Consider the following 23,157-nt stretch of genomic DNA (forward strand, 5'->3'; position numbering starts at 1 on the left):
ACTTTACTTGCAGTATGGACAGGATCGGCGTTCAGCACATTGTGTATCAGATCATCCTGGTGACGGTGGTGGCCATCGTGGTTGGCACCGCTGCCTCGCTGGCTGCGATCGGCTTTGTGGATGCGGTGCACTATCTGAATGACCGCCTGCTCATCTCACCTTATGCCCGTGTTCTGGCGGAAGACAGACCGGGGCTGGTGGCGGCCGCCACCCTGATTGTTCCCGCTGCTGGCGGCCTGATTGTTGGCCTTGTGGTTCATTTCCTGGTTCGCGAAAAGCGCGGTCTGGCGCCTCCGGACGCCATTCTTGCGGCCCAGACCAGTGGTCCGGCCCCTGGATTCAGAAGCGGTGTCGCCTCAAGCCTTGCCGCTCTGGTCTCGCTCGGCAGCGGTGCTTCCGTGGGGCAGTATGGCCCGCTGGTGTATCTGGGCGCGATGTTCGGAAACCTGGCGGGTCGCCTGCGGCTTAACCTGCGTCACCAGCGCTCCATAGCCATTGCCTGCGGAGTAGCGGCGGCAATTTCCACGGCCTTCAACGCGCCGATCGCGGGGCTGGTGTTTGCCCATGAGGTCATCCTGCGTCACTACTCGTTGCGCGCCTTTGCGCCGGTCACGGTTGCAGCGGCGACGGGTTACATCATTGCCAATGTAATATTCGATCGTCCCGCGTTGTTCCTGGTGAGTTTCGACCGCGTGGAACACAGCTACGAGTTTGTTTTCTTTGCCCTGGAAGGGGTGTTGTGCGCCGGCCTGGCGTGGGTCTTCATGTTATTGCTGAGGTTCAGCACCAACATTTCCCGGCGTCACATTGCAGTGCCCTGGGTCCGGCCAGCCATTGCAGGGTTGATGGTGGGGCTGGTGGCCCTGTGGATACCAGAGGTGCTGGGCATCGGCCAGGAAACCCTGCGCTTTGCCACCATCGAGGGGGCGTTCGGAATTGGTGAGCTGGGGCTGATCATTGTTGCCAAGCTGGTTCTGACGGCGCTGTGTGTGGGCTTTGGCTTTGTTGGCGGTGTCTTCAGCCCGGCCTTGCTGATTGGTATTCTTTTCGGCGCCTTTTATGGGCTGATGTTGCCTTACCTGGCACCGGTGCCCCATTCCGGGCTCGAGGTTTACGCGATCTGCGGCATGATGGCCCTGGCCAGCTCCGTTATTGGTGCGCCTCTGACCACCATCCTGATTGTGTTCGAGTTGACTCGCAGTTACGACCTGACCATTGCCGCTATGGTGGCTGTCGTCTTCGCCAACCTGATTTCCTACCGGGTGATCGGGCGTTCGCTGTTCGATCTGCAACTGCGCGAACGGGGGTTTGATCTTTCCCTTGGGCGGGACAAGGCGATTCTGGAAACCCACAGAATACGTGATTATCTCTCCACTAATGTCACTACTGTCAGTGAACGGGACACCGTCGGCGATGTTCGTCAGCGCCTGGTGGACGATCATCGGTCAGAAGCCATGGTCCTGAACAGGGACCAGAAACTGCTGGGAGTTGTCAGGTTGCAGGGCATTGTTAACAGCCAAGCTGATACGCCGGTACTGGAAACGGCTATCCAGTCGTTCACCACCTTTGATGAGGACACCTCGGTATGGCAATCCATGGAAATGCTGCGGGGCTTTCTTGGCGAAGCGGTTCCATTGGTAGACCGGCGCGGCCGGCTGAAGGGTGTGGTTCCGGAAGAGGCGGTGATACGGGCGTACCTGGAAATCATGCATGACCTGCGAGAGGAAGAAAATGAAGCGGCGTAGCCGGGCGATTCGTGCATTGATGATCATCGGACTGCTGGCGCTGTCGGCTCTCTTGCAGGCGCAAGGCCAGAGCGAGCGGCCAGAGGTGCTCACGGTGGTCACCTGGGGCGGTGCCTATGAGGACAGCCAGCGACGCGCCTATTTCGAGCCCTTTACCGAGGCAACTGGCATAGAGATCGAAACGGTGCATTACGACGGTGGTGTGAAGGTACTGAGGGAGCACGTCGCCAGCGGCGAGATCGAGTGGGATGTCATCGATATGATCCAGTCCGACGCCAGCACCGCCTGTGACGATGGCCTGCTGGAATCCATCGATCCGCAGATATTGGCGCCGGCACCTGATGGCACGCCGCCACAGGAGGATTTCATGGAAGGCGCCATTCATCGGTGCTTTATCACCCAGATCGTGTTTTCAACCGTCATTGCCTTCGATAACAGGGCGTTTCCGGGGGTTAAACCTGACAGTGTGGAAGACTTCTTTGACCTGGAGGCGTTTCCCGGTAAGCGAGGCCTCCGGAAATCACCGACAGGGCTATTGGAGTGGGCATTGCTATCGCTGGCGGTGCCGCGGGAGCAACTCTATGACCTGCTCAGCACCCGGCGCGGGCTTGAGCTGGCTTCCGGGCGTCTGGATGACATCCGCGAGGCCATTATCTGGTGGACCCGCGGCGACGAACCGGTGGAGCTCCTGACCAGCGGCCAGGCGGCCATGGCGACGGGCTACAATGGCCGTTTCTTTCATGCCAGAGCCATGGAGGGGGCGCCCATCTCGGTGATCTGGGACGGGCAACTGATCGGCTTTAACAGCTGGACCATTCTTCGTGGCACGGCCCAGGCCGACCTGGCTGCAGAATTCATCGCGTTCGCTACCCGAGCGGAGAATATGGCGGCCCAGGCCAACCTGATCAGCTACGGGCCGGCACGAAAATCAGCTCAGCGGAGGGTAGGGCTGCATACGGATGCGGGCGTGCCCATGCGCCCCTACCTGCCAACAGCGCCCTCCCATATGGATAACGCGGTTGTTCGCGATCATCACTGGTATTCGCAGACGGACGGGTTGAGAGAGCAATGGTTCCGCGAGTGGCTGGAACGCTGAAGGCGCAGTCAGACCAGCCCGCAGGCTTCTGAAATAACCCGGTTGCGCCCGGCGGCCTTGGCCCGGTAGAGCATGGCATCAGCGCGGCCTATGGCGTCATCAATGCCCTGGCCGGGAATGTATTCGGCGATGCCGACCGTCACGGTAACTGGTATGCCGGCAATGGGCGCCCGCTCAATCGCCCGTCGACAACGCTGGGCGGCATGGCGCGCGCTACGAAGATTCACTCCGGGGGTCGCCACCAGGAATTCGTCACCACCCCAGCGGGCGGCGAGATCTACCTCGCGTACGGTGCCGGAGAGGATATTTGCGAACTCCCGGATCACCGAATCGCCGACTTCATGGCCATGATCATCGTTGACGCCTTTGAATTCGTCGATATCAATAAGAATGATGGTCAGCGGGCGCTGGTAGCGGTCCGCCAATGCAGCTTCGGCGGACAGGAACCGGTCAGCACCGCGTCGGTTTGACAGGCCACACAGCGGGTCGGTGTTGGCCCAGTGCTGTAGGGTTTCTGCCTTTGTAAAGGCCCCCCAGGTTCGCTCGCGTAGAAAGGTTCCGGCGCTGGTCAGTGCCAGCAGCACAGCCAGAAACAGGTGAATGCGCAGAAGGTAAACCCAGTTATGGCAGTAGTCCCCCGCTGCCAGGAAACAACCCAGGACTTCATGGGTTGCCAGAGCTCCCGAGAACAGGAAAGTGGCTGCCCCGGTAATCATGCCCCCGCGGTAACCAAGAGTGATGAATCCTCCGACAATCAGTATCCCCACCGCCCAGTAATGCCCGCCGGCCAATAACAACAGGTGCTCGTTCAACGGGTCGCTGAAGGCAAAATGCCAGGCAAGGCGGCTGAGTATCATGGTGCCCACGGTGGCAACCAGGATGATTTCCATGGTTCTCAGAGAGCAGGCTCTGCGCCAAAGGGCGAAACCAAGGCCGGCAAGAACCACGGCAAACGCCGGATAGCCTACTGCAATGAAGGCGTCACCCTTTTCCCGAAATGCCCAACTGAGCAGGACGATGGCAAAGGTGAGGGTGAGTACACCCAGATAGATGCTCCGCCGGTAGATCTCAAGACGGTTCAGTTCTGTCTGAATGGCGTGAAGGTCATTCCCCGGTGCTGAGTCCATAGCGTTTGTAAATCCGTTTTGTGGAATTCCTTGTGCTGTCTACCTGAGATCAGAAAGATTAGTACATGCACACTACAGATATTATCGCGCAATCTGCGTCCGAGTCCATGATTGTCAACCGGTCCCGTTAGGCGGGATCATGGGGATGTTCCGATAAAGGGTAGACGATCGTCATGACAGATATGTATCAGATACTCGCTGACACCGTTCTGACGATTCATGTGTTGGTGGTGGTCTTTGTCGTTCTGGGGCTGGTTCTGGTGCTGGCGGGGAATCGCCTGGGCTGGCGTTGGGTGAACAACCCCTGGTTCCGGTTCGCACATCTGGGTGCTATTGCGGTGGTGGTGGCGGAAGCCTGGCTGGGTGTTGTGTGCCCGCTGACCACACTGGAAATGTGGCTGCGGTCGAAAGCGGGTGCAGAGGCCTACGGCGGCAGTTTTATCGAGTACTGGCTGCAGCAGATTCTCTATTACGATGCACCGGCCTGGGTATTCGTTACCGCCTACACAGTGTTTGGCCTGCTGGTAGCGGCTGCCTGGTGGCGCTTTCCGCCGCGGTCGGGAAAGCGCCGGTAAGGCAGGCGTTTGCTCAGGCGCGCTGCTGCTCACTCCCTTCCAGAATCTCCTGGATTTCCGTGGCTGAAAGTGTTTCTTTTGCCAGAACTGCTTCAGCCAGGGCTTCGAGCTGCTTTCGGTGGTCAGAAAGGAAGCTTACCGTGGCCTTCTCAAGCTCGATCAGCTTTGCCTGGACCTCGATGTCGATCAGTTCCGCCATGTGCTCGCTGTATTCCCGGGGCTGGCCCATTTCCCGGCCCAGAAAGACATGCTCTTCACCGATGCCCAGACCCAGAGGTCCGATCTTCTCACTCATGCCCCATTGCCCAAACATACGCCTCAAAAGCTTGGTTGCTTCCTTGAGGTCGTTCTGGGCTCCGGTGCTTACCTCACCGTAAATCAGCTTCTCCGATGAGCGGCCCCCCAGCATGACCTTGATACGATCGGTCAGGTAGCTTTCGGTGTAGTTATAGCGGTCTTCTTTCGGCGTTTGCTCGGTCACACCCATTGCCATGCCGTGGGGGATGATGGTCACTCGCGTGAGTGGGTCGGCCTGGGGCATGAAGTAGGCCATGATGGCGTGTCCGCACTCGTGGTAAGCCACCACCTGCTTTTCTTCCTGAGTCAGTTCGGCGTCTCGTTCTTCTCCGAGCACGATCCTGTCTCGGGCATGCTCGAAGCAGTCATTGTTGACCTTTTTCAGGTTCATCCTTGCGGCGGTCAAGGCTGCCTCGTTGACCAGGTTTTTCAGGTCGGCACCGGAAAAACCGATGGTGCGGGCGGCGATTTCCCCGAGCTCGACATCCTCGTCCAGCGGAACTTTCCTGACGTGGACGTCAAGAATGGCCTTGCGGGCTTCCTTGTGAGGTCGCTCCAGCGTTACCTTGCGGTCGAAGCGGCCCGGTCGAAGCAGGGCGCTGTCGAGCACATCCGGGCGGTTGGTGGCGGCCAGAACAACGACGTTTTCATGGCCTCCAAAACCGTCCATTTCTGTCAGGATCTGGTTGAGAGTCTGCTCACGTTCATCATGGCCGCCACCGAAACCGGCACCCCGGGAGCGACCGATGGCATCCAGCTCATCGATAAAGATCAGTGCAGGCGCTTCTTTGCGGGCAGTGTCGAACATGTCCCGAACCCGCGCTGCGCCAACGCCGACGAACATTTCGATAAACTCGGACGCGCTGATGCTGAAAAAGGGTACGTCGGCCTCCCCGGCGATGGCCTTTGCCAGCAGGGTCTTGCCGGTTCCTGGCGGGCCAACCAAAAGGATACCCGTGGGCATGTCCGCACCCAGTGCCTTGTATTTCTCGGGCGACGTCAGGAAATCAATGATTTCCGTGATGTCGCGCTTCGCGGATTCAATACCTGCCACATCAGACAGCCTGGTTTTGGAGAACTGTTTCTCTACCCTGCGTGCCTTGGAGCGGTTGAAGCCTAAAGCACCACCACCTTGCATCATGCGTCGCTGGGCGTAAGACCAGAACCAGAACATCAGTCCAAGGAACAGGAGCCAGGGCAATACGCTGGTCAGCACCTGTTGCCACGCCGGAGGTTCCGCCGGCTGGGCACTGAGGGTGACACCGTGGGATTCGAGCAACGGAAGCAGGTCCGGGTCTTCAAGCGGGGGCCGAACACTGTGAAAGCGGAGGGAAGTGCTGTTTCCGCCCCAGGCGCTGCCGCCCGCCTCTGTCAGCAGACCGTCAATATGGTCGGCCCGAAGCGTGATTTCTTCCACATGGTCGTTTGCGACGGCTTCCTTGAATTGCGAGTAGGGCAACTCGGTAACCGTTGGCCCTTGTGCCTCCTGGAGCCAGAAAAACATCAGAATGATTGCAGCACTGAGCCATAGGAATGAGTATTGAGCAGGTACTTGTGGTGTTTGCGGTTGCTCTGGCTGCTGGGGCTTTTGAGTCTGGGTCATGGTGTTCCGTCTGTATGGCTGTAAAATCTCCTGCCAATGGTGTTTTACACCGCGACTGGTCAGGTAGCAAGGGATAGAACCATGATTCCATTGGATCCGGAAAGCTGGAGTCTGCTCCAAGGTATTATCGTTTTTTGCGTGTGCGCTGCGGTTATTGCTCTGGCAGGCACGCGTATAACCCGGATTGTGGACCAGCTGGCGGATCGCACCGGCATAGGCGAAGCTGCTGCAGGGGCGGTGCTGTTGGGTGCGTCCACGTCACTGGGTGGGTCCGTGCTTTCGGTGACGGCGGCCTGGAACGGCCATGCTGAACTGGCGGTGAGCAACGCCCTGGGCGGTATCGCGGTGCAGACGTTCTTCCTGGCAGTGGCGGATATGGTGTATCGCCGCGCCAATCTTGAGCATGCCGCCGCATCGGTTCCGAACATGATGCAGAACGGGCTGCTGATCTGCCTGCTGTCACTGATCCTCTTCGCACCCTACCTGCCGGAGTACACCATTGCCGGCGTTCATCCGGTAACGCCGGTCATGCTGGGTGTCTATATCTATGGTATCTACCTGGTACGTGGTGCGAACGAGTCACCCATGTGGCGGCCCTCCATTACCCGGGACACGCGGGAGGACGAGCCCGACGACGTGACCGTCATGCCGACGCTGCTCCGGCTTTCGGTCGAGTTTCTTATGCTGATGGCAGTACTGGGTGTTGCCGGCTGGACACTGGAGCCGGCCGCAACGGTGATTGCGGCCAAAACCAACCTGACACAGACGGTTGTCGGGGTCATGTTGACGGCCATCAGTACCTCGATTCCCGAGTTGGTGACCTCCATTGCGGCGGTTCGACGCGGTGCGCTGACGCTTGCAGTCGGCGGCATCATCGGAGGCAATGCCTTCGATACCCTGTTTACGGCAGCTTCAGACATCGCCTACCGACAGGGCTCGATTTACCATGCCATGCCGGAGGATTCGAAGTTCTGGGCGGTCCTGACCCTGCTGATGTCCGGGGTGCTGATGATGGGGCTGATTCGCCGTGAGCGCCACGGCATCGGTCAGATCGGGATGGAAAGCGTGGTTATTATGGTTCTCTATTTGCTGGGCGTGGTGTTGCTTCTGGCAGGCGGCTAGTCGAACCGCCTTGCCTGGCTGAAACGGTCACGCCAGTAGTAACCGTTGAGCGATGAGTGGGTCACGCCAATCGATGTGGATGAGTGAATAAAACTGTCACCACCCATGTAGATTCCGGCGTGCTGGTCCTTGCCCTTGATGCGGAAAAACACCAGGTCACCGGCCTTGAGCTGATCGCGCCCCACCACGTCACCGGCTGCGAGCATCTGGGCGGTGGTGCGGGGCAATTGCCGCCCAAGGGCTTCGTCAAAGGCGGTCGCAATGAAGCCAGAACAGTCAAAGCCATTGGCAGAAATGCCGCCATACCGGTAGGGGGTACCCTCGTAGCGGTGAAAAACCTGCCACAACCGATCCGCCCTGGCCGAGTCACTGGCAGTGGGTACTTCACCGGAAGGCTGCCAGGTGGTGGACGGAAGGTTCTGATTGCTGGCACAGCCAGCCAGGCTGAGGGCTACCAGGATGGTGAGAAGTGGAAGCATCGGGCGTCGATTCACTGGATGTACCTCAAACTGTTCAGCATTCGGTCACTTTAAAGGCCTCAGTGCTTCTTTGTCAGGTTAAAGTTTGCTTTGATTTGTGTTCCAGCAAACGTCACTTGACGGCCTGAGGCTGTTTCGCGAACTATGGGTGGACGCTTTCTGCACCGAGGTTGTGATGAGCCCTCCCTTCTCTGACAAGACCCAGCGCCTTTACGTAAGAAACGCCGCTATCAGCGATATTCCCGGCATCATTGCCCTGAGCCTGCGTGTTTATGAAGGAACCGGAATGTATGGCTACACCGCAGGCCCACTGACCGGGCAGATCAACACCTTTCCGGAAGGGCAGTTTGTCGCCATGCTCGGTGACCGCGTGGTGGGCTACTGCGCGACCTTTCGCATCGGTGAGGATGTGGCGCTTTCCCCCCATGACTGGACCGAGATTACCGGTAATGGCTACGCCTCACGGCACGACCCGGAAGGGGAGTGGCTGTACGGCATGGAGGTCTGTGTGGACCCGGACTGCCGTGGCTACCGGATTGGTGAACGCCTGTACAACGAGCGCAAGAACCTGTGCCAGTCGCTGGGACTACAGGGGGTGGTGTTTGCTGGCAGGTTGCCGACCCTGGCCAGGCGTCTGAAAAAGTTTGAGTCGGTAGAAGCTTACCTGGAGGCTATAAAAGCCAAGAAACAGCGCGATCCGGTGTTGTCGTTCCAGCTGCATAATGGCTTCGAAATCCATGGCATTATTCCGCACTACCTGGATGCCGACCATGCCTCCCTTGGTTACGGCATCCACCTGGTCTGGCGCAACCCGAAGGTGGCCCGCAGTGACGACAACGGCAAGCGTAAACGCTATGGCAGACGGGTGCCCGATACCGTGCGGATCGGCACCGTGCAATACCAGCAGCGCCGGGTGGCGTCGTTCGAGGAGTTCAGTGATATTGTCAGGTACTTTGTAGACGTGGTGTCCACCTACAAGGGCGACTTTGTGGTATTCCCGGAGCTGTTCACCCTGCAGTTGCTGTCCATCGAAAGCCGCGAGGGCACCCCTGCGGAAGCCATCGAGGCGGTAACGGAATACGCCGAGCCCTTCCGCAACCTGATGCGGGACCTGGCCCTGCGGCACAACATCAACATTATTGGCGGTTCCACCCCGGTCAAGGAGGAGGACGGCAGGGTTCGCAATGTCGCCTACGTGTTCCTGCGGGATGGCCAGGTGTTTTCCCAGCCCAAGATTCATCCCACACCGAACGAAGCCTATTGGTGGAATATCACCGGCGGCAACCATGTCACCGCCATCGAAACCGATTGCGGGCCCATCGGCGTGCTGGTCTGTTATGACGCCGAATTCCCCGAACTGACCCGCCACCTGGTGGACCAGGGAATCCAGATACTGTTCGTACCCTTCTGTACCGACGAGCGCCAGAGCTACCTGAGGGTCCGCTATTGTTGCCAGGCCCGGGCCGTGGAAAACCAGCTGTTTGTGATCATGTCCGGCAATGTGGGCAACCTGCCCAATGTGCCCAACATGGAACTGCAATATGGCCAGAGCTGCATCCTGACACCCTGTGATTTCCCGTTCGCCCGCGACGGAATCGCCGCGGATACCACGCCTAACGTAGAGACGGTCGCTTTCGCTGACCTGCGGCCGGAAACGCTGATTACCGCCCGCAACAGCGGTACGGTCAAGAACCTGAAGGATCGCCGGCACGACCTCTACTCAGTGAACTGGCGCGGACAGTAATCCCGTCATGGCCCGCTCGATGAAGCTACGTCGATTTCTGCTCTGGTTGCTGGCGCTGCTTGTGCTGCTATCACTTGCCGGGGCCTGGTATGCCCGTGTCGCCTGGGAGGAGTGGCAGCAGTTGAACAGTATCCGCAACCTTGAATGGCAAGGGGTTGATGTATCGCTGGCCGGTGTTCAGCTGGCGCGTTTTTCAGTAACCCAAATGCGGCATGGCCAGCCCTGGTCTGTCGCGGGCGAGGAACTGTCACTGGGCTGGAGCTGGCACTGGTATGGCCCGATGCCGGACGTGGTGCGCGTCGGGCGGTTAACGGTGGACATCCTGTCATGGCCCGGCCCCCGCGAGGAGGCGACATCCTCGGCGGCTCCCGGCGCACCTTTCCGCAAATTGCCGGCCTGGCTGCCTGACAATATCGATATCGGCGAGCTTGTGCTGACGCTCCCGGATGGTATACGTGCCACCGGGGATCTCGCCGTCTCACGGCTCTCGGTGCCTGGGAAAAGGGAAGTTGTCACCCGTGCCATGAAGGTTGAGGCTCCGATTGCAGGGGTGACCCTGGCGGGCTGGGAGCTCCACGAAGGGCAGGCCAACCTGGTGTTTGCCGGCAAAGCCAACGAGCACTCCGCCACTCTGGACTTCAAGGAAGAAACGTATCTTGAACTCGCCGGGCTTCATGCCCCGGACAACGCTGCGCAACTGGACAAGGTCAGGGCCAGTCTGGCGGGCACAAAACTGACGACCGGGCATAGCCTGGAGCCAATGGCGCTGGAGAGTCTGGTTGTGGCGGGCCCCGCGGTAGCAACGGCAGCCGCTATTCGCCATCCGCAATTGCTGCCGCAACCCTGGCGCCTTGACGGCCGGCTGACGGGTAGCCTTCAAGCCCTGAGTCTTGACGGCAGGCTCTCTTCAGGCGCTGGTGCCAGTGCTGATATCGCCTTCAGCTTTCCGTTTGAGGGCACGCCAGCCCTTGATGCTGAAATCACAGCCGCCGGCGCAAAAGGACACCGTACCTTGGCAGATACCTTCACCGCCTGGCCGGGGGAACTTGAAATCGAAGAGGGCCACCTCAAGGCAAGCCTGGGGCTGCGTCTTCCATCCGCCGGCGTGCGGATGCAGGGAGAACTCAGCTTTTACGGCGTTGGTGGGCTGTTCGCACGAACCGCCTGGACCGGTCTTGATGGCAAGGTGGCCATTGATCTTTCAGGGGGGCAACTCGATGCCCGCACGTCCGGTCTAACGGTCGACACTGTCAATCCGGGCATTGCATTGAGTAATATCCGGATTGCGGGTGGCTATCGCTCGACCACGGAACAGGTTGCAGCCGGTACCCTGGTGCTGGGCCGGGCAACAGCAGAACTGCTGGGAGGCAGCGTCCGGATTGAGCCGGGAGAGTGGCAGCTTGCAAAAAGGCCACTGCAATTCCCCCTGGAGCTCAGTGGCATTGAATTATCGCAGTTGATGCAGATATATCCGGCGGAGGGTCTTGCCGGTAGCGGGATTCTTCGGGGCACAGTCCCGCTGCGGATCAGCGAGCAGGGTGTCAGTATCGATGCCGGAAAGGTTGAAGCGGTGGCGCCCGGTGGCACACTGAAGCTGCCGGCAGATCGGTTGAGAGGCATGGCGCAGAACAACGAGGCCATGGCTCTGGTGGTGCGGGCGATGGATAACTTTAACTACACCGTCCTCAACAGCTCGGTAGACTATGAGGAGGACGGTACACTAGTGCTGGGGTTGCGCCTTGAAGGCAGCAGTCCCGACGTGCGCGACGGACACCCGATCGTACTCAACATCAACCTGGAAGAAGATATTCCGGCGTTGCTGACCAGCCTGCAGCTCAGTGGCCGGGTCAATGAAGCGGTGACAGAGAAGGTGCGCAACCTGATGCAGAAACGGGATGCACAAGGCCAGTCAAACGGGTCGGGCCATTAATCAGGAGTGAGCTATATGGACAGATATACGCCGGGCCGTTTGCCCGGGAAAAGTGGTAATACGCTGATGATGCTGGCGCTTGCCCTCAGTGTGGCGGCCTGCACGCCCACGGTGCGGATGGAAGCACCGAAGGAGCCCATTACGGTGAATCTTAACGTCAAGATCCAGCATGAAATCTACGTGAAGGTGGATAAAGACGTGGATGAACTCTTCGGCGAGAAGGGGTTGTTCTGATGGTTAATTCTGAATCCAGGGAGTCACTCATGAAACGGTTTATTCAACTCGGTGCATTGATCCTCGTGCTTTGCCTGGCCATGCCCGCATTCTCGATGGGGCTGGAGGAGGCCAAAAGCCAGTTGGATACGGCCAAACAGCAGGGCCTGGTGGGAGAAACTCCAACCGGTTATCTGGAGGTGGTCAAGGCAGACGGTAATGCCCGTGGCATTGTCGACGCCATCAACAAGGCCCGGCGGACCGAGTACGCCCGCATTGCAGAAAAACACGACATTCCGGTCACCCAGGTAGAAACGGTGGCTGGCCAGAAAGCACTGGAAAAAACTCCGGCGGGGCAGTACATCCTGGTGGATGGCGAGTGGGTCAGAAAATAGATGGCTCGCTTCGAGGAAATTGGTACTGCAACCATTCCAGGCAATGGAACCCGGTTGCGGTTGCTGCAACGCAATGATGAATTCTCCATCAAAATAGCCGGCACAACCGGCGAGTTGATGAACAGCCGGTTACACGGCTCTGAAGATGCCCTGGCCACGCTTGCCTGCGAGCGTATCGCCGGGCTATCCGGGCCACGCGTACTGATTGGCGGGCTGGGGATGGGATACACACTCGCCGCTGCACTGTCAGCCCTGCCGGATGATGCCCGGGTCACCGTGGCGGAACTGGTTCCGGAAGTTGAAGTGTGGAACCGGGGGCCATTGGGGGCTGCCGCCGGGTATCCGTTGAACGACGCCAGGGCCAGCGTCCACATCGGCGATGTGGCGGAACTGCTGCGAGAGGGCGATGGCAATTGGGATGCGATCCTGCTGGATGTCGACAACGGCCCCGAAGGGCTTACCCGCAAGGAAAATAACTGGATTTACTCCCCGGGCGGTATCGCCGCCGCCCAGAAATCCCTCAGCCCCGACGGTATCCTGGCCTACTGGTCTGCCGGGCCGGAGCACGCGTTTACCGAGAGGCTGCGCCGCGCGGGGTTTTCTGTGGAGCCTGTCACCGTGAGGGCTCTGCGGCCGGGTAAGGGCGCACGCCACGTCATCTGGCTGGCCTGGTAAGCAGTGTTAACCTGTACGATCCATTGCCGAATGGTCATTCGCAAGACATGCACGCGGGTTGTATGTTTAGAAGTCAGAGGCACTGTTGTGTAGTAAGAGTCTCATTAATTTTCTGAGATACTCAGGAGGTATTTGATGCAATCCTCAATGAGTCTGACCGGCGAACAAGAGGGCCACAAGGTAGCGGAAGCAAAGTCGCTTCTTGATGCCCGGAATGTTAAAACAGTGCAAAGCATATGATTTAACAAGCCGGGATAGTGTCTATGGAAGATCTGAAGCGTTCGCGGGTAACCATTATTGCCGTCAGCGCAGTTGTTCTGTTTTTTCTTACCAACTACCTGGCGCGATTCCTGTTCGGGCTGACAGGAGTGTTGGTGTCGGTGGTTATTGCGGCGTTGATCGCGGCTTATATCAGTTGGTCGGTGGCCCGGATATTGAAGCGGGTGCCGACCGGTGACGAGCGCGCGCGGGTGCTGTGGTCCTATGGAGGCTTTCTCGGTGCACTGTTTGTTGCCTGGGCGGCCTACGTCGGGTTGTCTTCCGGGCTGGATATGGCGGCAGTGATATTTCTGCTCAGCCACTATCTGCCATACCCCGCACTTGCCCACCTGATGCTGTCTGACCGGATGGTGGGCAAGTTTGTGGGTGAGCCGGGCTAGTCTTCGCCTTCCTCGGCATCCCGGGCGCGCTCCTGACGCTCACGCTCTTCCTCTTTGGCGGCATCAATAACCGCCATAAGCTCATCCACGTCCGCGCTTTCCGTGTCATGCTCGAAGCAACCGGTAAGCCGGCTGTCGGGGTGCAGGTCGCCGGCCTCGTAAAGCGCCCAGATTTCCTTGCCGTAATCGGTATTCAGCAGGTCCGGTGCAAACTTGCCGAAATAACGGCGCATGTTGTCCACGTCCCGTTCCAGCATTTGCTCGGCGCTATTATTTCCGGATGCGTTAACCGCCTGGGGCAGGTCGATAATGACCGGACCGGTGGCATCCACCAGTACATTGAATTCTGAAAGGTCGCCGTGGATCAGCCCGACACTGAGCATTCGTACCACGTCGGCAATGACCTTGCCGTGGTAGGCACGTGCCTGCTCCGGCGTCAGTGTTACCTCCCCCAGCTGCGGTGCGGCCTTGCCTTCTTCATCGGCAATCATTTCCATCAACAGCACGCCATCCACAAACCCGAATGGCTGCGGCACACGCACGCCGGCGCCAGCCAGCCGGTACAGGGCATCTACCTCGGCGTTCAGCCAGGCGTCTTCCTGTTCCTTCTGGCCATAACGGGTTTTCTTGCCCATGGCACGGGCGCGGCGAGTGTTACGAACCTTGCGGCCTTCCTGGTATTGCACGGCCTGCTTGAAGCTGCGCTTCTGCGCCTCCTTGTAGACCTTGGCGCAGCGCACACTGTCGCCACAGCGCACAACGAACACCTCGGCTTCCTTGCCACTCATCAACTGGTACAACACTTCGTCCACCATGCCATCATCGACAAGGGGCTGTAATCGTTTCGGTATCTTCATAGATCTGTCGGTTGCCTGGTTTGCCTGGCCGGCAAATCATTTTGGCCGGCATGTCTGCGCGTATACTACCTGAAATTGACGCCGGAACCCTCATGCCCGAAGTGATCTGTAAATGCTTCAGGTCCCGTAGCTAATCTGCAACACTGGTCAAAACCTCTGACGCAGGAGAAAGTCTATGAATAACGATCCGGTTATGCTGATTACTGGTGCCTCATCCGGGATTGGTGAGGCAACGGCACGCGCAGCGCAGAAGGCGGGCTATCGCCTGGTTCTGTCAGCCCGCTCTGAAGACAGGCTGAAACAGCTGCAAACCGAACTCGGAGGCAGCGAGCGGGTAATGATCGCCCGCTGTGATGTTCAGAGCATGGACGACCAGCAGGCAATGGTCGATAACGCCATGGCGACGTTCGGGCAGATTGATGCGGTGTTTGTGAATGCAGGCCGCGGTGGTGAGCCCGGTGGTTTCAGTGGCGCAGATCATGACGTATGGAAAGACATGATCCTGACCAATATCTACGGCGCCGGGTTGACCGTTCAGTGCTGCTTGCCGGCGCTTCGCAAAAGCCGTGGCCATCTGCTGCTGACCGGCTCTGCCGCTGGCCGGGTGACCATACCGGGCTCCATGTACAGTGCCACCAAATGGGCAGTGTCGGCGATCGGTTATGGGGTAAGAGAAGAACTGCGGGGCTCCGGCATTCGTGTCACCCTCGTTGAACCGGGGATGGTTGATACACCGTTCTTTGACGAGAGCCCGGCGAACGCCCTCAAGCCGGACGACATCGCCCGTGCGGTCATGTATGCCGTAGCCCAGCCTGCGCATGTGGATGTTAATGAAATCCTGGTGCGGCCAACGCCCCCCGTGGAATAGGCCTGCAATTGCCGCTCAGTGAGTTGCTTCGCTGGGCGGCTTCTGGTCGATGTTCCTGGACAGGATCTTGTCCGCATCCAGTGAGGCTATGGGTACCTGGGTGTCGCGAGGGATGTCGCCGCTGAGCTGCAGCGCGAGGTAACGCATGGCACATACCCTCAGGAAAGACGTGAAGTTGCCCAGATCGTGCCCCGCGTCGATGGATTCATGATAGAGCTTTGTGATCATCTGGGGCAGGTTCATGCCGTCCCGGACGGCGATTTCCGTGAGTGCATTCCAGAAGGCGTTCTCCATACGAATGCTGGTGACCATACCGTCGATACGCAGGGAGTGGGTGCGGCTGACCCAGAGATCGGAATCCGCGTGGACGAAGAGTTTGCACATGGCGTTATCCTCATGAATCCGGGGCCGGTGTACCGACCCCGTTCCGTCACTTGTCCAGCAGTTTGAAGAACTGTGCCAGCCATTGAGGGTGGGCCGGCCATGCCGGTGCTGTCACCAGATTACCATCGGTCACCGCGGCGTCAACGTCGATGGCGGCGAAGCGGCCTCCGGCCAGTTCCACTTCCGGCTGGCAGGCGGGGTAGGCGGAACACTCGCGGCCTTCAAGCACGCCTGCGGCTGCCAGTAGCTGAGCACCATGGCAGATGGCCGCCACCGGTTTGTCGGTCTCGAAGAAGTGGCGCACCAGCTTTTTCACGTCGTCGTTCAGGCGCAGGTATTCCGGGGCGCGGCCACCAGGCACGACCAGAGCGTCGTAATCGGCCGGGTTGAGCCCCGCAAAGTCCGCATTCAGGGCAAACCGGTGGCCAGGCTTTTCGGAGTAAGTCTGGTCGCCTTCAAAATCGTGGATGGCCGTGGCCACGGTGTCTCCCGACTTCTTGTCCGGACAGACTGCATGAACCGTGTGGCCGACGGCCTGAAGTGCCTGGAAAGGCACCATGGTTTCGTAATCTTCGGTGAAATCACCGGTAATCATCAGTATCTTTTTACCGCTCATACCCTTCTCCTTGTGCTTGTTAATGGTAGCCTGTTCACATTACCAAGGGCCGGGCAACAGCGGGTATTAGGGGAATACTACAGTGTTATGTTATAACACTTGGTTGTGCCGACTCTTTCATTTACCGACACGGGCAATCTATGACTTCACCAATACCCACCAATCTGGTGCTCGGCTTTCTGGGCGTGGGTAAAACCACGGCCATACTGGACCTGCTGAAGAAAAAGCCGGACGGGGAAGTGTGGGCCGTGCTTGTGAATGAATTCGGTGAAGTGGGAATTGATGGCGCCCTGCTGGAAACAGAAGGCGCTTTCGTGCGCGAGATTCCCGGCGGCTGCATGTGCTGCGTGGCCGGACTGCCTATGCAGATTGGTCTTAATCAGTTGATCCATAAAGCCAGGCCGGACCGATTGCTGATCGAGCCCACCGGGCTTGGGCATCCTTCCCAGATTATTGAAACCCTGACGGGGGAGCACTACCAGGACGTATTGCAACTGGGGCCGGTGTTTTGCCTGGTGGACCCGAGACGGCTGGAGGAACCCAGAGTTCTGGACAATGTGCAGTTCCAGGACCAGGTTGCCGCCGCAGATATTGTCGTGGCCAACAAGACCGACCTGTGCCGGCCGGAGCAGGTTGCTCACTTTGATGACTGGGTGGCCAGCCTGCAGCCAGCGAAAACCGCCGTGTTCCATACCCGGCAGGGCCGGATGGATATCGGCTGGCTTGATGGCAGAACCGCTCTGGCAGAGGTGGGTTCGCCCCACGCTCACCACCACCATGATTCAACGGAGCCGGAGCCTGTTCCGGCTATCCGGGATGAACCCTGGCAGCGGGTCAGTAACCAGGGCCAGGGCCACTTCAGCCTCGGCTGGCGGGTACATCCGGAGACCGTTTTTTCCGAAACAGCCTTGCTGGCGTTATCCATGGATAGCCGCTTTGTCCGGTTCAAGGCTGTGGTTCATACCAGCGAGGGATGGCGGACCATCAATATGGCCGATGGAGCACTGTCGGTGTCCGAATGCGAGCCCAGGGAGCTGTCCCGTGTGGAGGTCATCAGCGAACAGGAACTGGATGTGGACGAGTTTGACACTGGCTTGCGGGAATCCATCGAGCAAACGGAACCGTCATGCTGAAAATTTCCAACACAGTTGAACTGGGTGACTGGGAAATTGAGCTTACCCAGATCCGCGCCCAGGGGGCCGGGGGGCAGAACGTCAACAAGGTGGCATCTGCTGTCCACCTGCGGTTCGACATCCTCAACTCCAGCCTGCCGCCCTTCTACAAGGAGCGGTTGATGAGCCTGTCTGACCAGCGCATCAGCAAGGAAGGCATCATTGTTATCAAGGCACAGAAATACCGCACCCTGGAGCTGAACAAAGAAGACGCCCTTGAGCGCCTGAAAGAACTGATTCAGGAAGCGGTAAAGCTGCAGAAAGCACGCCGGCCCACTCGCCCCACCAAGGGCTCACAACGCCGGCGTGTTGATAAAAAAACCAAAAAAGGCAAAACCAAGGCGCTGAGGGGCAAGGTTCAGGTGTGATTCCGGCCCACAGGCCCGGCCATGTGGGAGGGGTCATCGAGCTGGTCCAGCCAGGCGGTCCATCAGATGAATTACCTGTTGCTCGAACTGATCTCTGCGCTCCCGTTGGCTGGCCACGGGAACTTTGTGCCGGGTGCTGGTTGCCATATGTTCCCCCATTTTTGCCGCAAGGACGCGCCGGCAACGAAATGGTTCCCGCCAGTGCCCGGCAGACGGATTTTCAGGAATGTCCTGTTCCGGCTATTTTGATAACAATAATCATTGATTTATTGTGTAATCAAGTGAATGCGATGAAAAATGGAGAGCGCTATGACTGCACCAGAAGACCAGCTCCGCGTGTTCTACGATGGCGCCTGTCCAAGCTGCGTCAAGGACCGCAAGCTCTACGAGCGACTGGCGGGCAAGACTGGCGAATCGGTAGAGTGGGTTGATATCACCGGCCGTGACGACGAGCTGAAGCAGCGCGGCATTGAGCCGGAGGCCGCGCTCCAGGAGCTGCATGTTGAAGACAGCCGGGGCAATATCCATCGTGAACTGGACGCCTATATTCTGCTGATGTCGCGGGTGTGGCTGCTGAAACCACTCGCCTGGCTGATCGGTTTGCCGGTGATCCGGCCGGCACTGGCGAAGCTCTACCATAAATGGGTGGGAGAACGGCTGGAGAAGACCGGCCGTATGCCGAAGTAACCGGGCGCAGGTCGACGAATGGCCGCATTCAGGCTAGGGTTCAGTTAAGGATTTCCCTGAACCTGCGGAGCCTGCCAATGCAAATAGCCTATCGTGCCCGTGACCTGGCGGAAGCCCATATTGTCGCCGGGCTGTTGCAATCAAGGGGTATAGAGACCCACGTTGGTGGGCACTATCTGCAGGGTGCCATGGGCGAGATTGGTGCTGCGGGGTTTACCAATGTCCACGTTGAAGATGAAGACTACCTGCAGGCCCGCACACTGGTCGCCGAATACGAGTCTGCCGCACCCCCGGAGACCCCTTCGGAGCAGGTTGAAGACCGGGCCAATCGCTACGCCACCTGGTTTTTGTTGTTCCTGGCGGTGGTGATGGTGATCCTGTTCGGCGCGTTGTAAATCCGTTTCCTCTGCAGGCTGGCTCTCCGGACTCATGCCCGGAGAGCCAGGGCCATCAGTGGCCGTAAACCCGCATGGATGTGTTGCGGATGGAAAGGTCGTCCAGTGCCACCGATCCGATCGACGTTCCGCCAACCAGGACCTGGCCGATAGACATGTCGGCTTCGAAGGTATTGATGTCGATAGCCAGGCTGTCGACGCCGACCGCATTGGCATCCTTGTAGATATCCATGTCCACAAGGGTAAACAGTGGCAGTAAGGACGGGTTGTCCGGGTCGTAACCGGCTCCGGTGATGCGCATGTCACGAATGCCCATGGCCAGGAACGGCACGTCCAGCTCCAGCTCGTCAATGGCGAAACGGGTGGTCAGGTTGAGGGTGTCCGTGTCGGTATCCACGGTTGCCTGGGCCTGGAGAATGAGACCCTCGGCGGAAAAATTATCCGCCAGCAAGGTGTTTTCGCCGCTGTTGCCTCGCAGCTCCCAGGCGCCGGTGCGGACAGCAAAGTCTACCGGCCGCGCGGTAATCGGGAATACATTGATGATGGCATCGCCGTCATCGGCAATATCAAAGTCAATCTTGATGTTGTCGATCAGGTCCGTGCTGCTGGTGCCAAAAATGGCATCCCGTGCTGCTGTGAACTCCTCGAACATGTCGATGCGATCGGCACCGCCAACGAAGATGTCGCTGATGCCCAGCGTGCCTTCATCGGTGTAAGTGAACTCGTCCATGGTGACCCGGGTTTCCAGTTCAATGGTTACACCGGCCTGACCGGTAATCTGACCCATGTCGGAGTCATGCAGTGGTTTGAGTTCGGCATACCCGCATAAGGGCAGGCCGGCTATGGCTAACACTAACGCTGACTTCTTCAGGCTTGTCATTGTTATCATCCTTCCTGGTGTTGTTATTGTTACAAACCGGGAGGCCCATTCAGGGCCTCCCGTACTTCCCTCAGAGGTTCGGGGTCAATGTCAGGTCAATGCCATTGTCCGGACCGGCGAGGAACTGGTTCAGAACGTCGGTCAGCGGACCGCAGTTCTGCAGTGCTGGCAGATCGTAGTTACCGGTTACGTCACCACCTTCAGAGAGTGAGAAGTTGGTGCCTTCCACCGATGCCAGCCCGATGCTTACCGGGTCGGCCGTGCGGCAGTCTCTGCCGCCACCGACGGGGATCTTCAGGCCGAACAGCCGAACCGTCACTTTGGGAACTTTCACGTAGAGTGAAGAGTTGGCGGTCAGGTTGCCGTTGATCAGCGTGCCGGTAGTGATATCTGCCTGCTCGAACTCCACCCTGGCGTTGGCAGTAAGGCTCTTGAACAGCAGCGGGATCTTGAATTGTCCCTGGGTGGGATCCAGTGCAAGGTCCGCTTCGAACATGCCGGTAGCCAGCTCCAGTTGGGTTGCAATGCTGCCCGACAGAGGCAGTGAGCTGCCGGAGGCCTTGATGTCGGTTTGTCCTGCCAGGTCCAGGAGAACCTCGAGGGTGTCACCAGTGCCATCGTTACCCTGGCCACTTAGTGGAACTGAAACGTCCGGGGTTGCCGGGTCGTCGGAGGTGATGTCTAGGGAAGCGCTACGACCGCCGGTAGCAGAGGGCGTGAAGCTGATGTCGACGGTGCAGGCCTCCTCGGGTGCGACGGTAGTGCAGTCGTTGGTCTGGATGAAATCACTGCTGTTGCCACCACTGATATCGATACCGGTGATCACCAGCGATTCATTGCCTTCGTTGGAGATAGTGATTTCCGCGGAAGCAGTTTCACCGAGCATCACGGTGCCGAAGCTGATGTCTTCCGGAGTTACAACGATTTCCGGTATGGGAGCCAGCACGCTGGTGCCTGTCAGTGGCACATCCACCAACGGCGTCTCGGCATCGCCGGATTCGATGGTCAGAACCGCACTCTGGTCACCTTCGCCATCCGGAATATAGGTAATGGCTACATCACAGCTCTCGCCAGAGGCTACGGTTGTACAGCTGTTGGTCTGAGTGAACGCAGCAGCGTCGGTTCCACCGAGGCTGATGTTGTTGATGCCAAGCTCTGCCTGGCCGGTGTTGGCGATGGTAACCACCTCTTCAGCCGTGGTGCCGGCCTGCACGGTGCCGAAGTCGATGCTTTCCGGGCTGACGGCAATACGTGGCTCAAACTGCTCGTCGGGAACGACCTGCATGGTTTGCAGGATGTTGTCCTGTCCCGGGTTCTGGACACACGCGGACGTAAACTCGCCGATGGGTGCCGGCGCAATATCACCGTTCTCAACCCGGGCAATCATGTCGAGCGTAAGACCGCCGATGGTGATGACGGCCTCACCAACATCGTCTTCGTTAAAGGTGATGGCCGGAGAAGTACCCTGGGCCGGTACGGTAAATTCGCCGGTTTCATCGGGAATGGGTGACTGGGGAATGGTCAGGGGCACCGTCAGGTCGATCTCGCGATTTGGCGTGACGACCGTTGTTTCATTGGTGGCGGTGCCCTCAATGGTGGCAGAACCCACCAGTTTAAGGCCTAGCCGCGAATCTTCGTTCACCGTCGTCAGTGCGTCTACGGTGAATTCCTGGGTCGGCTCGCCCACCGTTGCCTGGGTGGGGACATCGGCACTGATCTGGGCGCGAATCGGCTGATCACCAATCAACGGGAATGGGCAGGTGAATTCCAGTTCCAGTGACACGGGTTCGGCAAAGGCATTGCCGCCACCGGTCATCAGCGCCGCGGCGGCTATCGCCGTACCGAACGTGCGGACGCTTTTGTTGGGTTTCCTGAGTTTCATGAGTTCGTCCTCTAGGGTTTCAGTCTTTGTTGTATGGGTATGCAGAAATCACCGATGAGGACTGCTGTATCGGTCTTGCAATGACTCCCTTTATGTCAGCGCGGCGGTTTATCCCCCGCGCCGTTGTATTAGGCCGCCGGGGGGCGGACAGGGTCATTGCTGAGGCCGGCAGGGTTTTTGTTCAAAGCGGAGACAGGGCAGGGGAATTTCCGTTTTCGTGACGCTCTTCAAATCCTCGTTGTCGCCCGGTGGGGCTTATTTGCGGTCTCGCGCCTGCCGGCGAATATCGCCCGGCGTATGTCCGGTCCATGACCGGTAGGCCTTGGTAAATCCGGCCTGATCGCTGAACCCCAGCTTTTCGGCAATGGAATCCAGGGGGACAGCGGTATCGGTAAGATACAGGGTGGCAAAGTACTGGCGAATATCGTTCCGCAGTTTTCGGAAAGAGGTTCCCGCCGTTGTGAGATGTTGGCGGAGGGTGCGGGGGCTCATATCGAGCCTGCGAGCAAGGTTGTCCATGGTGCAGGGTCGCCCGGGCTGGCTCATGATCATTTCCCGAACCTGCATAACGGTTTCATCCGCCTGCTCGGAAGGTTCATGTTCCCGCGAGCGGGCATTGGCCAGGATAAACTCAAGACCGGTTTCGTCACTGCGTATTGGCCGGCCGGACAGCGGCATGGTGACCTGGCTTGCCGGGGCGTTGAAACGAAATTCACAATCGCTGGCAATGGTGTTCCATTGTTCGGGGCTCAGACCGGTATCAAAATCGAATTCGAAACAGAAGTGCGTGCATACCTGGGAGGATATCCGGTGGATACTGCCCATGTAGATCTTGGTCAGGCAGGGGTGAAGGTCTCCCAGGCCCCAGTTGTCCTGCAGCCGTATACGGAACGTGGAGCCGGTAGAGCTCAGGTCCATATCCATCAGCGGCAGGCCAACCCGGAGATACTGCACGATCATGCTGATCAGCCGGCGTGGGTTTTCCTGGCCCAGCACGGCGAAGCCCAGCAGCCCATGAGCGGGAAGATCCAGTTGCTGGCCGAACTGAAATGCGGCCCGCTCATCACCCATTAACCATTCCGCTTTGCCCAGCAACTGGAGAACCTGGCCCATGGACAGGCAGGCATCCGGGTTCTCCAGCATCTCGCTGGTGACATTGGTGTCGCCCAGAATGGCGTGGCGCCTGACACCCCTGCGTTCCATAAAACGTATAAACTGCCGGGCATACCGCGCGGAGATAATGGGGACTTCAAGAGCCATTCGACTGGAAGTTTCCACCATTCGTTCCATGACAGGGAGCCTTCTGTTAATGGGATTGCCGCTTTCGGCGTACAGTGGTTCACTATGGTCAGGCCAGTATAGGCGGGGTTTCGGGCGCTGATTTTGCT

Annotated in this window: 24 protein-coding genes; 15 read left to right on the top strand and 9 right to left on the bottom strand. The window is 58.7% G+C overall.

The features are described 5' to 3' along the window. The first annotated feature begins 14 nt into the window (after positions 1-14). Both FDP08_RS18065 and FDP08_RS18070 read left to right on the top strand, forming a co-directional pair. Entirely contained in the window at positions 15-1,745 is a 1,731-nt protein-coding gene (locus tag FDP08_RS18065; RefSeq protein ID WP_137437682.1) for a chloride channel protein, read from the top strand. Continuing rightward, positions 1,732-2,841: an ABC transporter substrate-binding protein gene (locus FDP08_RS18070; protein WP_170979096.1), complete on the top strand. Its 1,110-nt coding sequence runs from the start codon at positions 1,732-1,734 to the stop codon at positions 2,839-2,841. Before FDP08_RS18065 ends, FDP08_RS18070 begins: the two co-directional genes overlap by 14 nt. Before the next feature lie 8 nt (positions 2,842-2,849). Here the strand turns inward: FDP08_RS18070 and FDP08_RS18075 are convergent, their stop codons facing one another. Further along, positions 2,850-3,968 carry a GGDEF domain-containing protein gene (locus tag FDP08_RS18075; protein WP_137437684.1) on the bottom strand — a complete coding sequence of 373 codons (1,119 nt, stop codon included), beginning with the start codon at positions 3,966-3,968 and terminating at the stop codon, positions 2,850-2,852. Positions 3,969-4,141: 173 nt separating this feature from the next. Between FDP08_RS18075 and FDP08_RS18080 the strand changes: the two genes are divergently transcribed. Then, a complete protein-coding gene (locus FDP08_RS18080; RefSeq protein WP_137437685.1) occupies positions 4,142-4,543 on the top strand; it encodes a DUF2784 domain-containing protein in 402 nt (133 codons plus the stop codon). A 13-nt stretch (positions 4,544-4,556) separates the two neighbouring features. On the opposite strand, the gene ftsH is transcribed toward FDP08_RS18080, so the two are convergent. Next, on the bottom strand, positions 4,557-6,443 hold the full coding sequence (ftsH, locus tag FDP08_RS18085; RefSeq protein WP_137437686.1) for an ATP-dependent zinc metalloprotease FtsH: 1,887 nt from the start codon (positions 6,441-6,443) through the stop codon (positions 4,557-4,559). 81 nt (positions 6,444-6,524) lie between these two features. Between ftsH and FDP08_RS18090 the strand changes: the two genes are divergently transcribed. Further along, positions 6,525-7,565, top strand: a complete 1,041-nt coding sequence (locus FDP08_RS18090) for a sodium:calcium antiporter (RefSeq protein WP_170979097.1) — start codon at positions 6,525-6,527, stop codon at positions 7,563-7,565. Here the strand turns inward: FDP08_RS18090 and FDP08_RS18095 are convergent. After that, a complete protein-coding gene (locus tag FDP08_RS18095) occupies positions 7,562-8,044 on the bottom strand; it encodes a C40 family peptidase (RefSeq protein WP_170979098.1) in 483 nt (160 codons plus the stop codon). The two genes, FDP08_RS18090 and FDP08_RS18095, sit on opposite strands and share 4 nt — an antisense overlap. Before the next feature lie 175 nt (positions 8,045-8,219). On the opposite strand from FDP08_RS18095, the gene FDP08_RS18100 reads away from it, so the two are divergent. The 6 genes from FDP08_RS18100 to FDP08_RS18125 all read left to right on the top strand — a co-directional run bounded on the left by FDP08_RS18100 (position 8,220) and on the right by FDP08_RS18125 (position 13,660). Continuing rightward, positions 8,220-9,788 (top strand): bifunctional GNAT family N-acetyltransferase/carbon-nitrogen hydrolase family protein, encoded by a 1,569-nt coding sequence (locus FDP08_RS18100; RefSeq protein WP_137437688.1) that lies wholly within the window; start codon positions 8,220-8,222, stop codon positions 9,786-9,788. Positions 9,789-9,795: 7 nt separating this feature from the next. Next, positions 9,796-11,718, top strand: coding sequence for an intermembrane phospholipid transport YdbH family protein (locus FDP08_RS18105; protein WP_137437689.1), 1,923 nt, complete (start codon positions 9,796-9,798; stop codon positions 11,716-11,718). A 15-nt stretch (positions 11,719-11,733) separates the two neighbouring features. Continuing rightward, complete coding sequence (locus FDP08_RS18110) at positions 11,734-11,952, top strand: YnbE family lipoprotein (protein ID WP_137437690.1); 219 nt, start codon at positions 11,734-11,736, stop codon at positions 11,950-11,952. A 29-nt stretch (positions 11,953-11,981) separates the two neighbouring features. Beyond that, positions 11,982-12,326, top strand: coding sequence for a YdbL family probable chaperone protein (locus FDP08_RS18115; RefSeq protein ID WP_137437691.1), 345 nt, complete (start codon positions 11,982-11,984; stop codon positions 12,324-12,326). Further along, on the top strand, positions 12,327-13,001 hold the full coding sequence (locus tag FDP08_RS18120) for a spermidine synthase (protein ID WP_137437692.1): 675 nt from the start codon (positions 12,327-12,329) through the stop codon (positions 12,999-13,001). A 263-nt stretch (positions 13,002-13,264) separates the two neighbouring features. Beyond that, on the top strand, positions 13,265-13,660 hold the full coding sequence (locus FDP08_RS18125) for a hypothetical protein (protein ID WP_137437693.1): 396 nt from the start codon (positions 13,265-13,267) through the stop codon (positions 13,658-13,660). On the opposite strand, the gene FDP08_RS18130 is transcribed toward FDP08_RS18125, so the two are convergent. Continuing rightward, positions 13,657-14,517: a PA4780 family RIO1-like protein kinase gene (locus FDP08_RS18130; protein ID WP_137437694.1), complete on the bottom strand. Its 861-nt coding sequence runs from the start codon at positions 14,515-14,517 to the stop codon at positions 13,657-13,659. The genes FDP08_RS18125 and FDP08_RS18130 overlap by 4 nt on opposite strands. Positions 14,518-14,692: 175 nt before the next feature. Between FDP08_RS18130 and FDP08_RS18135 the strand changes: the two genes are divergently transcribed. Continuing rightward, complete coding sequence (locus FDP08_RS18135) at positions 14,693-15,385, top strand: SDR family oxidoreductase (protein ID WP_137437695.1); 693 nt, start codon at positions 14,693-14,695, stop codon at positions 15,383-15,385. Positions 15,386-15,400: 15 nt separating this feature from the next. On the opposite strand, the gene FDP08_RS18140 is transcribed toward FDP08_RS18135, so the two are convergent. Next, positions 15,401-15,769: a ribbon-helix-helix domain-containing protein gene (locus FDP08_RS18140; protein ID WP_137437696.1), complete on the bottom strand. Its 369-nt coding sequence runs from the start codon at positions 15,767-15,769 to the stop codon at positions 15,401-15,403. A 46-nt stretch (positions 15,770-15,815) separates the two neighbouring features. Beyond that, a complete protein-coding gene (locus FDP08_RS18145) occupies positions 15,816-16,385 on the bottom strand; it encodes a DJ-1/PfpI family protein (RefSeq protein ID WP_137437697.1) in 570 nt (189 codons plus the stop codon). Positions 16,386-16,525: 140 nt separating this feature from the next. On the opposite strand from FDP08_RS18145, the gene FDP08_RS18150 reads away from it, so the two are divergent. The 4 genes from FDP08_RS18150 (at position 16,526) to FDP08_RS18165 (ending at position 19,007) form a co-directional block, all read left to right on the top strand. Further along, positions 16,526-17,518 carry a CobW family GTP-binding protein gene (locus FDP08_RS18150; protein WP_137437698.1) on the top strand — a complete coding sequence of 331 codons (993 nt, stop codon included), beginning with the start codon at positions 16,526-16,528 and terminating at the stop codon, positions 17,516-17,518. Continuing rightward, on the top strand, positions 17,512-17,925 hold the full coding sequence (gene arfB, locus FDP08_RS18155) for an alternative ribosome rescue aminoacyl-tRNA hydrolase ArfB (RefSeq protein WP_137437699.1): 414 nt from the start codon (positions 17,512-17,514) through the stop codon (positions 17,923-17,925). The genes FDP08_RS18150 and arfB overlap by 7 nt, the downstream gene beginning before the upstream one ends. A gap of 309 nt (positions 17,926-18,234) precedes the next feature. Further along, the gene (locus FDP08_RS18160) at positions 18,235-18,612 is read left to right on the top strand and encodes a thiol-disulfide oxidoreductase DCC family protein (RefSeq protein ID WP_137437700.1); all 378 of its coding nucleotides are present in this window, start codon (positions 18,235-18,237) and stop codon (positions 18,610-18,612) included. 77 nt (positions 18,613-18,689) lie between these two features. Next, positions 18,690-19,007: a putative signal transducing protein gene (locus tag FDP08_RS18165; RefSeq protein WP_137437701.1), complete on the top strand. Its 318-nt coding sequence runs from the start codon at positions 18,690-18,692 to the stop codon at positions 19,005-19,007. A gap of 55 nt (positions 19,008-19,062) precedes the next feature. Here FDP08_RS18165 and FDP08_RS18170 read toward each other — a convergent pair whose 3' ends face one another. The 3 genes from FDP08_RS18170 to FDP08_RS18180 all read right to left on the bottom strand — a co-directional run bounded on the left by FDP08_RS18170 (position 19,063) and on the right by FDP08_RS18180 (position 23,029). Further along, positions 19,063-19,887, bottom strand: coding sequence for a DUF6160 family protein (locus FDP08_RS18170; RefSeq protein ID WP_137437702.1), 825 nt, complete (start codon positions 19,885-19,887; stop codon positions 19,063-19,065). 70 nt (positions 19,888-19,957) lie between these two features. After that, positions 19,958-21,769, bottom strand: coding sequence for a choice-of-anchor D domain-containing protein (locus FDP08_RS18175; RefSeq protein WP_137437703.1), 1,812 nt, complete (start codon positions 21,767-21,769; stop codon positions 19,958-19,960). A gap of 255 nt (positions 21,770-22,024) precedes the next feature. Then, on the bottom strand, positions 22,025-23,029 hold the full coding sequence (locus FDP08_RS18180; protein WP_228263380.1) for a helix-turn-helix domain-containing protein: 1,005 nt from the start codon (positions 23,027-23,029) through the stop codon (positions 22,025-22,027). Positions 23,030-23,157 lie beyond the last annotated feature (128 nt).

The sequence above is a fragment of the Marinobacter panjinensis genome (assembly GCF_005298175.1).
GTDB lineage: Bacteria > Pseudomonadota > Gammaproteobacteria > Pseudomonadales > Oleiphilaceae > Marinobacter > Marinobacter panjinensis.

Coding starts and splice junctions, on each gene's coding strand:
- FDP08_RS18065 (WP_137437682.1), top strand. CDS start 15: ATGGACAGGATCGGCGTTCAGCACATTGTGTATCAGATCATCCTGGTG.
- FDP08_RS18070 (WP_170979096.1), top strand. CDS start 1,732: ATGAAGCGGCGTAGCCGGGCGATTCGTGCATTGATGATCATCGGACTG.
- FDP08_RS18075 (WP_137437684.1), bottom strand. CDS start 3,968: ATGGACTCAGCACCGGGGAATGACCTTCACGCCATTCAGACAGAACTG.
- FDP08_RS18080 (WP_137437685.1), top strand. CDS start 4,142: ATGACAGATATGTATCAGATACTCGCTGACACCGTTCTGACGATTCAT.
- ftsH (WP_137437686.1), bottom strand. CDS start 6,443: ATGACCCAGACTCAAAAGCCCCAGCAGCCAGAGCAACCGCAAACACCA.
- FDP08_RS18090 (WP_170979097.1), top strand. CDS start 6,525: ATGATTCCATTGGATCCGGAAAGCTGGAGTCTGCTCCAAGGTATTATC.
- FDP08_RS18095 (WP_170979098.1), bottom strand. CDS start 8,044: ATGCTTCCACTTCTCACCATCCTGGTAGCCCTCAGCCTGGCTGGCTGT.
- FDP08_RS18100 (WP_137437688.1), top strand. CDS start 8,220: ATGAGCCCTCCCTTCTCTGACAAGACCCAGCGCCTTTACGTAAGAAAC.
- FDP08_RS18105 (WP_137437689.1), top strand. CDS start 9,796: ATGGCCCGCTCGATGAAGCTACGTCGATTTCTGCTCTGGTTGCTGGCG.
- FDP08_RS18110 (WP_137437690.1), top strand. CDS start 11,734: ATGGACAGATATACGCCGGGCCGTTTGCCCGGGAAAAGTGGTAATACG.
- FDP08_RS18115 (WP_137437691.1), top strand. CDS start 11,982: ATGAAACGGTTTATTCAACTCGGTGCATTGATCCTCGTGCTTTGCCTG.
- FDP08_RS18120 (WP_137437692.1), top strand. CDS start 12,327: ATGGCTCGCTTCGAGGAAATTGGTACTGCAACCATTCCAGGCAATGGA.
- FDP08_RS18125 (WP_137437693.1), top strand. CDS start 13,265: ATGGAAGATCTGAAGCGTTCGCGGGTAACCATTATTGCCGTCAGCGCA.
- FDP08_RS18130 (WP_137437694.1), bottom strand. CDS start 14,517: ATGAAGATACCGAAACGATTACAGCCCCTTGTCGATGATGGCATGGTG.
- FDP08_RS18135 (WP_137437695.1), top strand. CDS start 14,693: ATGAATAACGATCCGGTTATGCTGATTACTGGTGCCTCATCCGGGATT.
- FDP08_RS18140 (WP_137437696.1), bottom strand. CDS start 15,769: ATGTGCAAACTCTTCGTCCACGCGGATTCCGATCTCTGGGTCAGCCGC.
- FDP08_RS18145 (WP_137437697.1), bottom strand. CDS start 16,385: ATGAGCGGTAAAAAGATACTGATGATTACCGGTGATTTCACCGAAGAT.
- FDP08_RS18150 (WP_137437698.1), top strand. CDS start 16,526: ATGACTTCACCAATACCCACCAATCTGGTGCTCGGCTTTCTGGGCGTG.
- arfB (WP_137437699.1), top strand. CDS start 17,512: ATGCTGAAAATTTCCAACACAGTTGAACTGGGTGACTGGGAAATTGAG.
- FDP08_RS18160 (WP_137437700.1), top strand. CDS start 18,235: ATGACTGCACCAGAAGACCAGCTCCGCGTGTTCTACGATGGCGCCTGT.
- FDP08_RS18165 (WP_137437701.1), top strand. CDS start 18,690: ATGCAAATAGCCTATCGTGCCCGTGACCTGGCGGAAGCCCATATTGTC.
- FDP08_RS18170 (WP_137437702.1), bottom strand. CDS start 19,887: ATGACAAGCCTGAAGAAGTCAGCGTTAGTGTTAGCCATAGCCGGCCTG.
- FDP08_RS18175 (WP_137437703.1), bottom strand. CDS start 21,769: ATGAAACTCAGGAAACCCAACAAAAGCGTCCGCACGTTCGGTACGGCG.
- FDP08_RS18180 (WP_228263380.1), bottom strand. CDS start 23,029: ATGGCTCTTGAAGTCCCCATTATCTCCGCGCGGTATGCCCGGCAGTTT.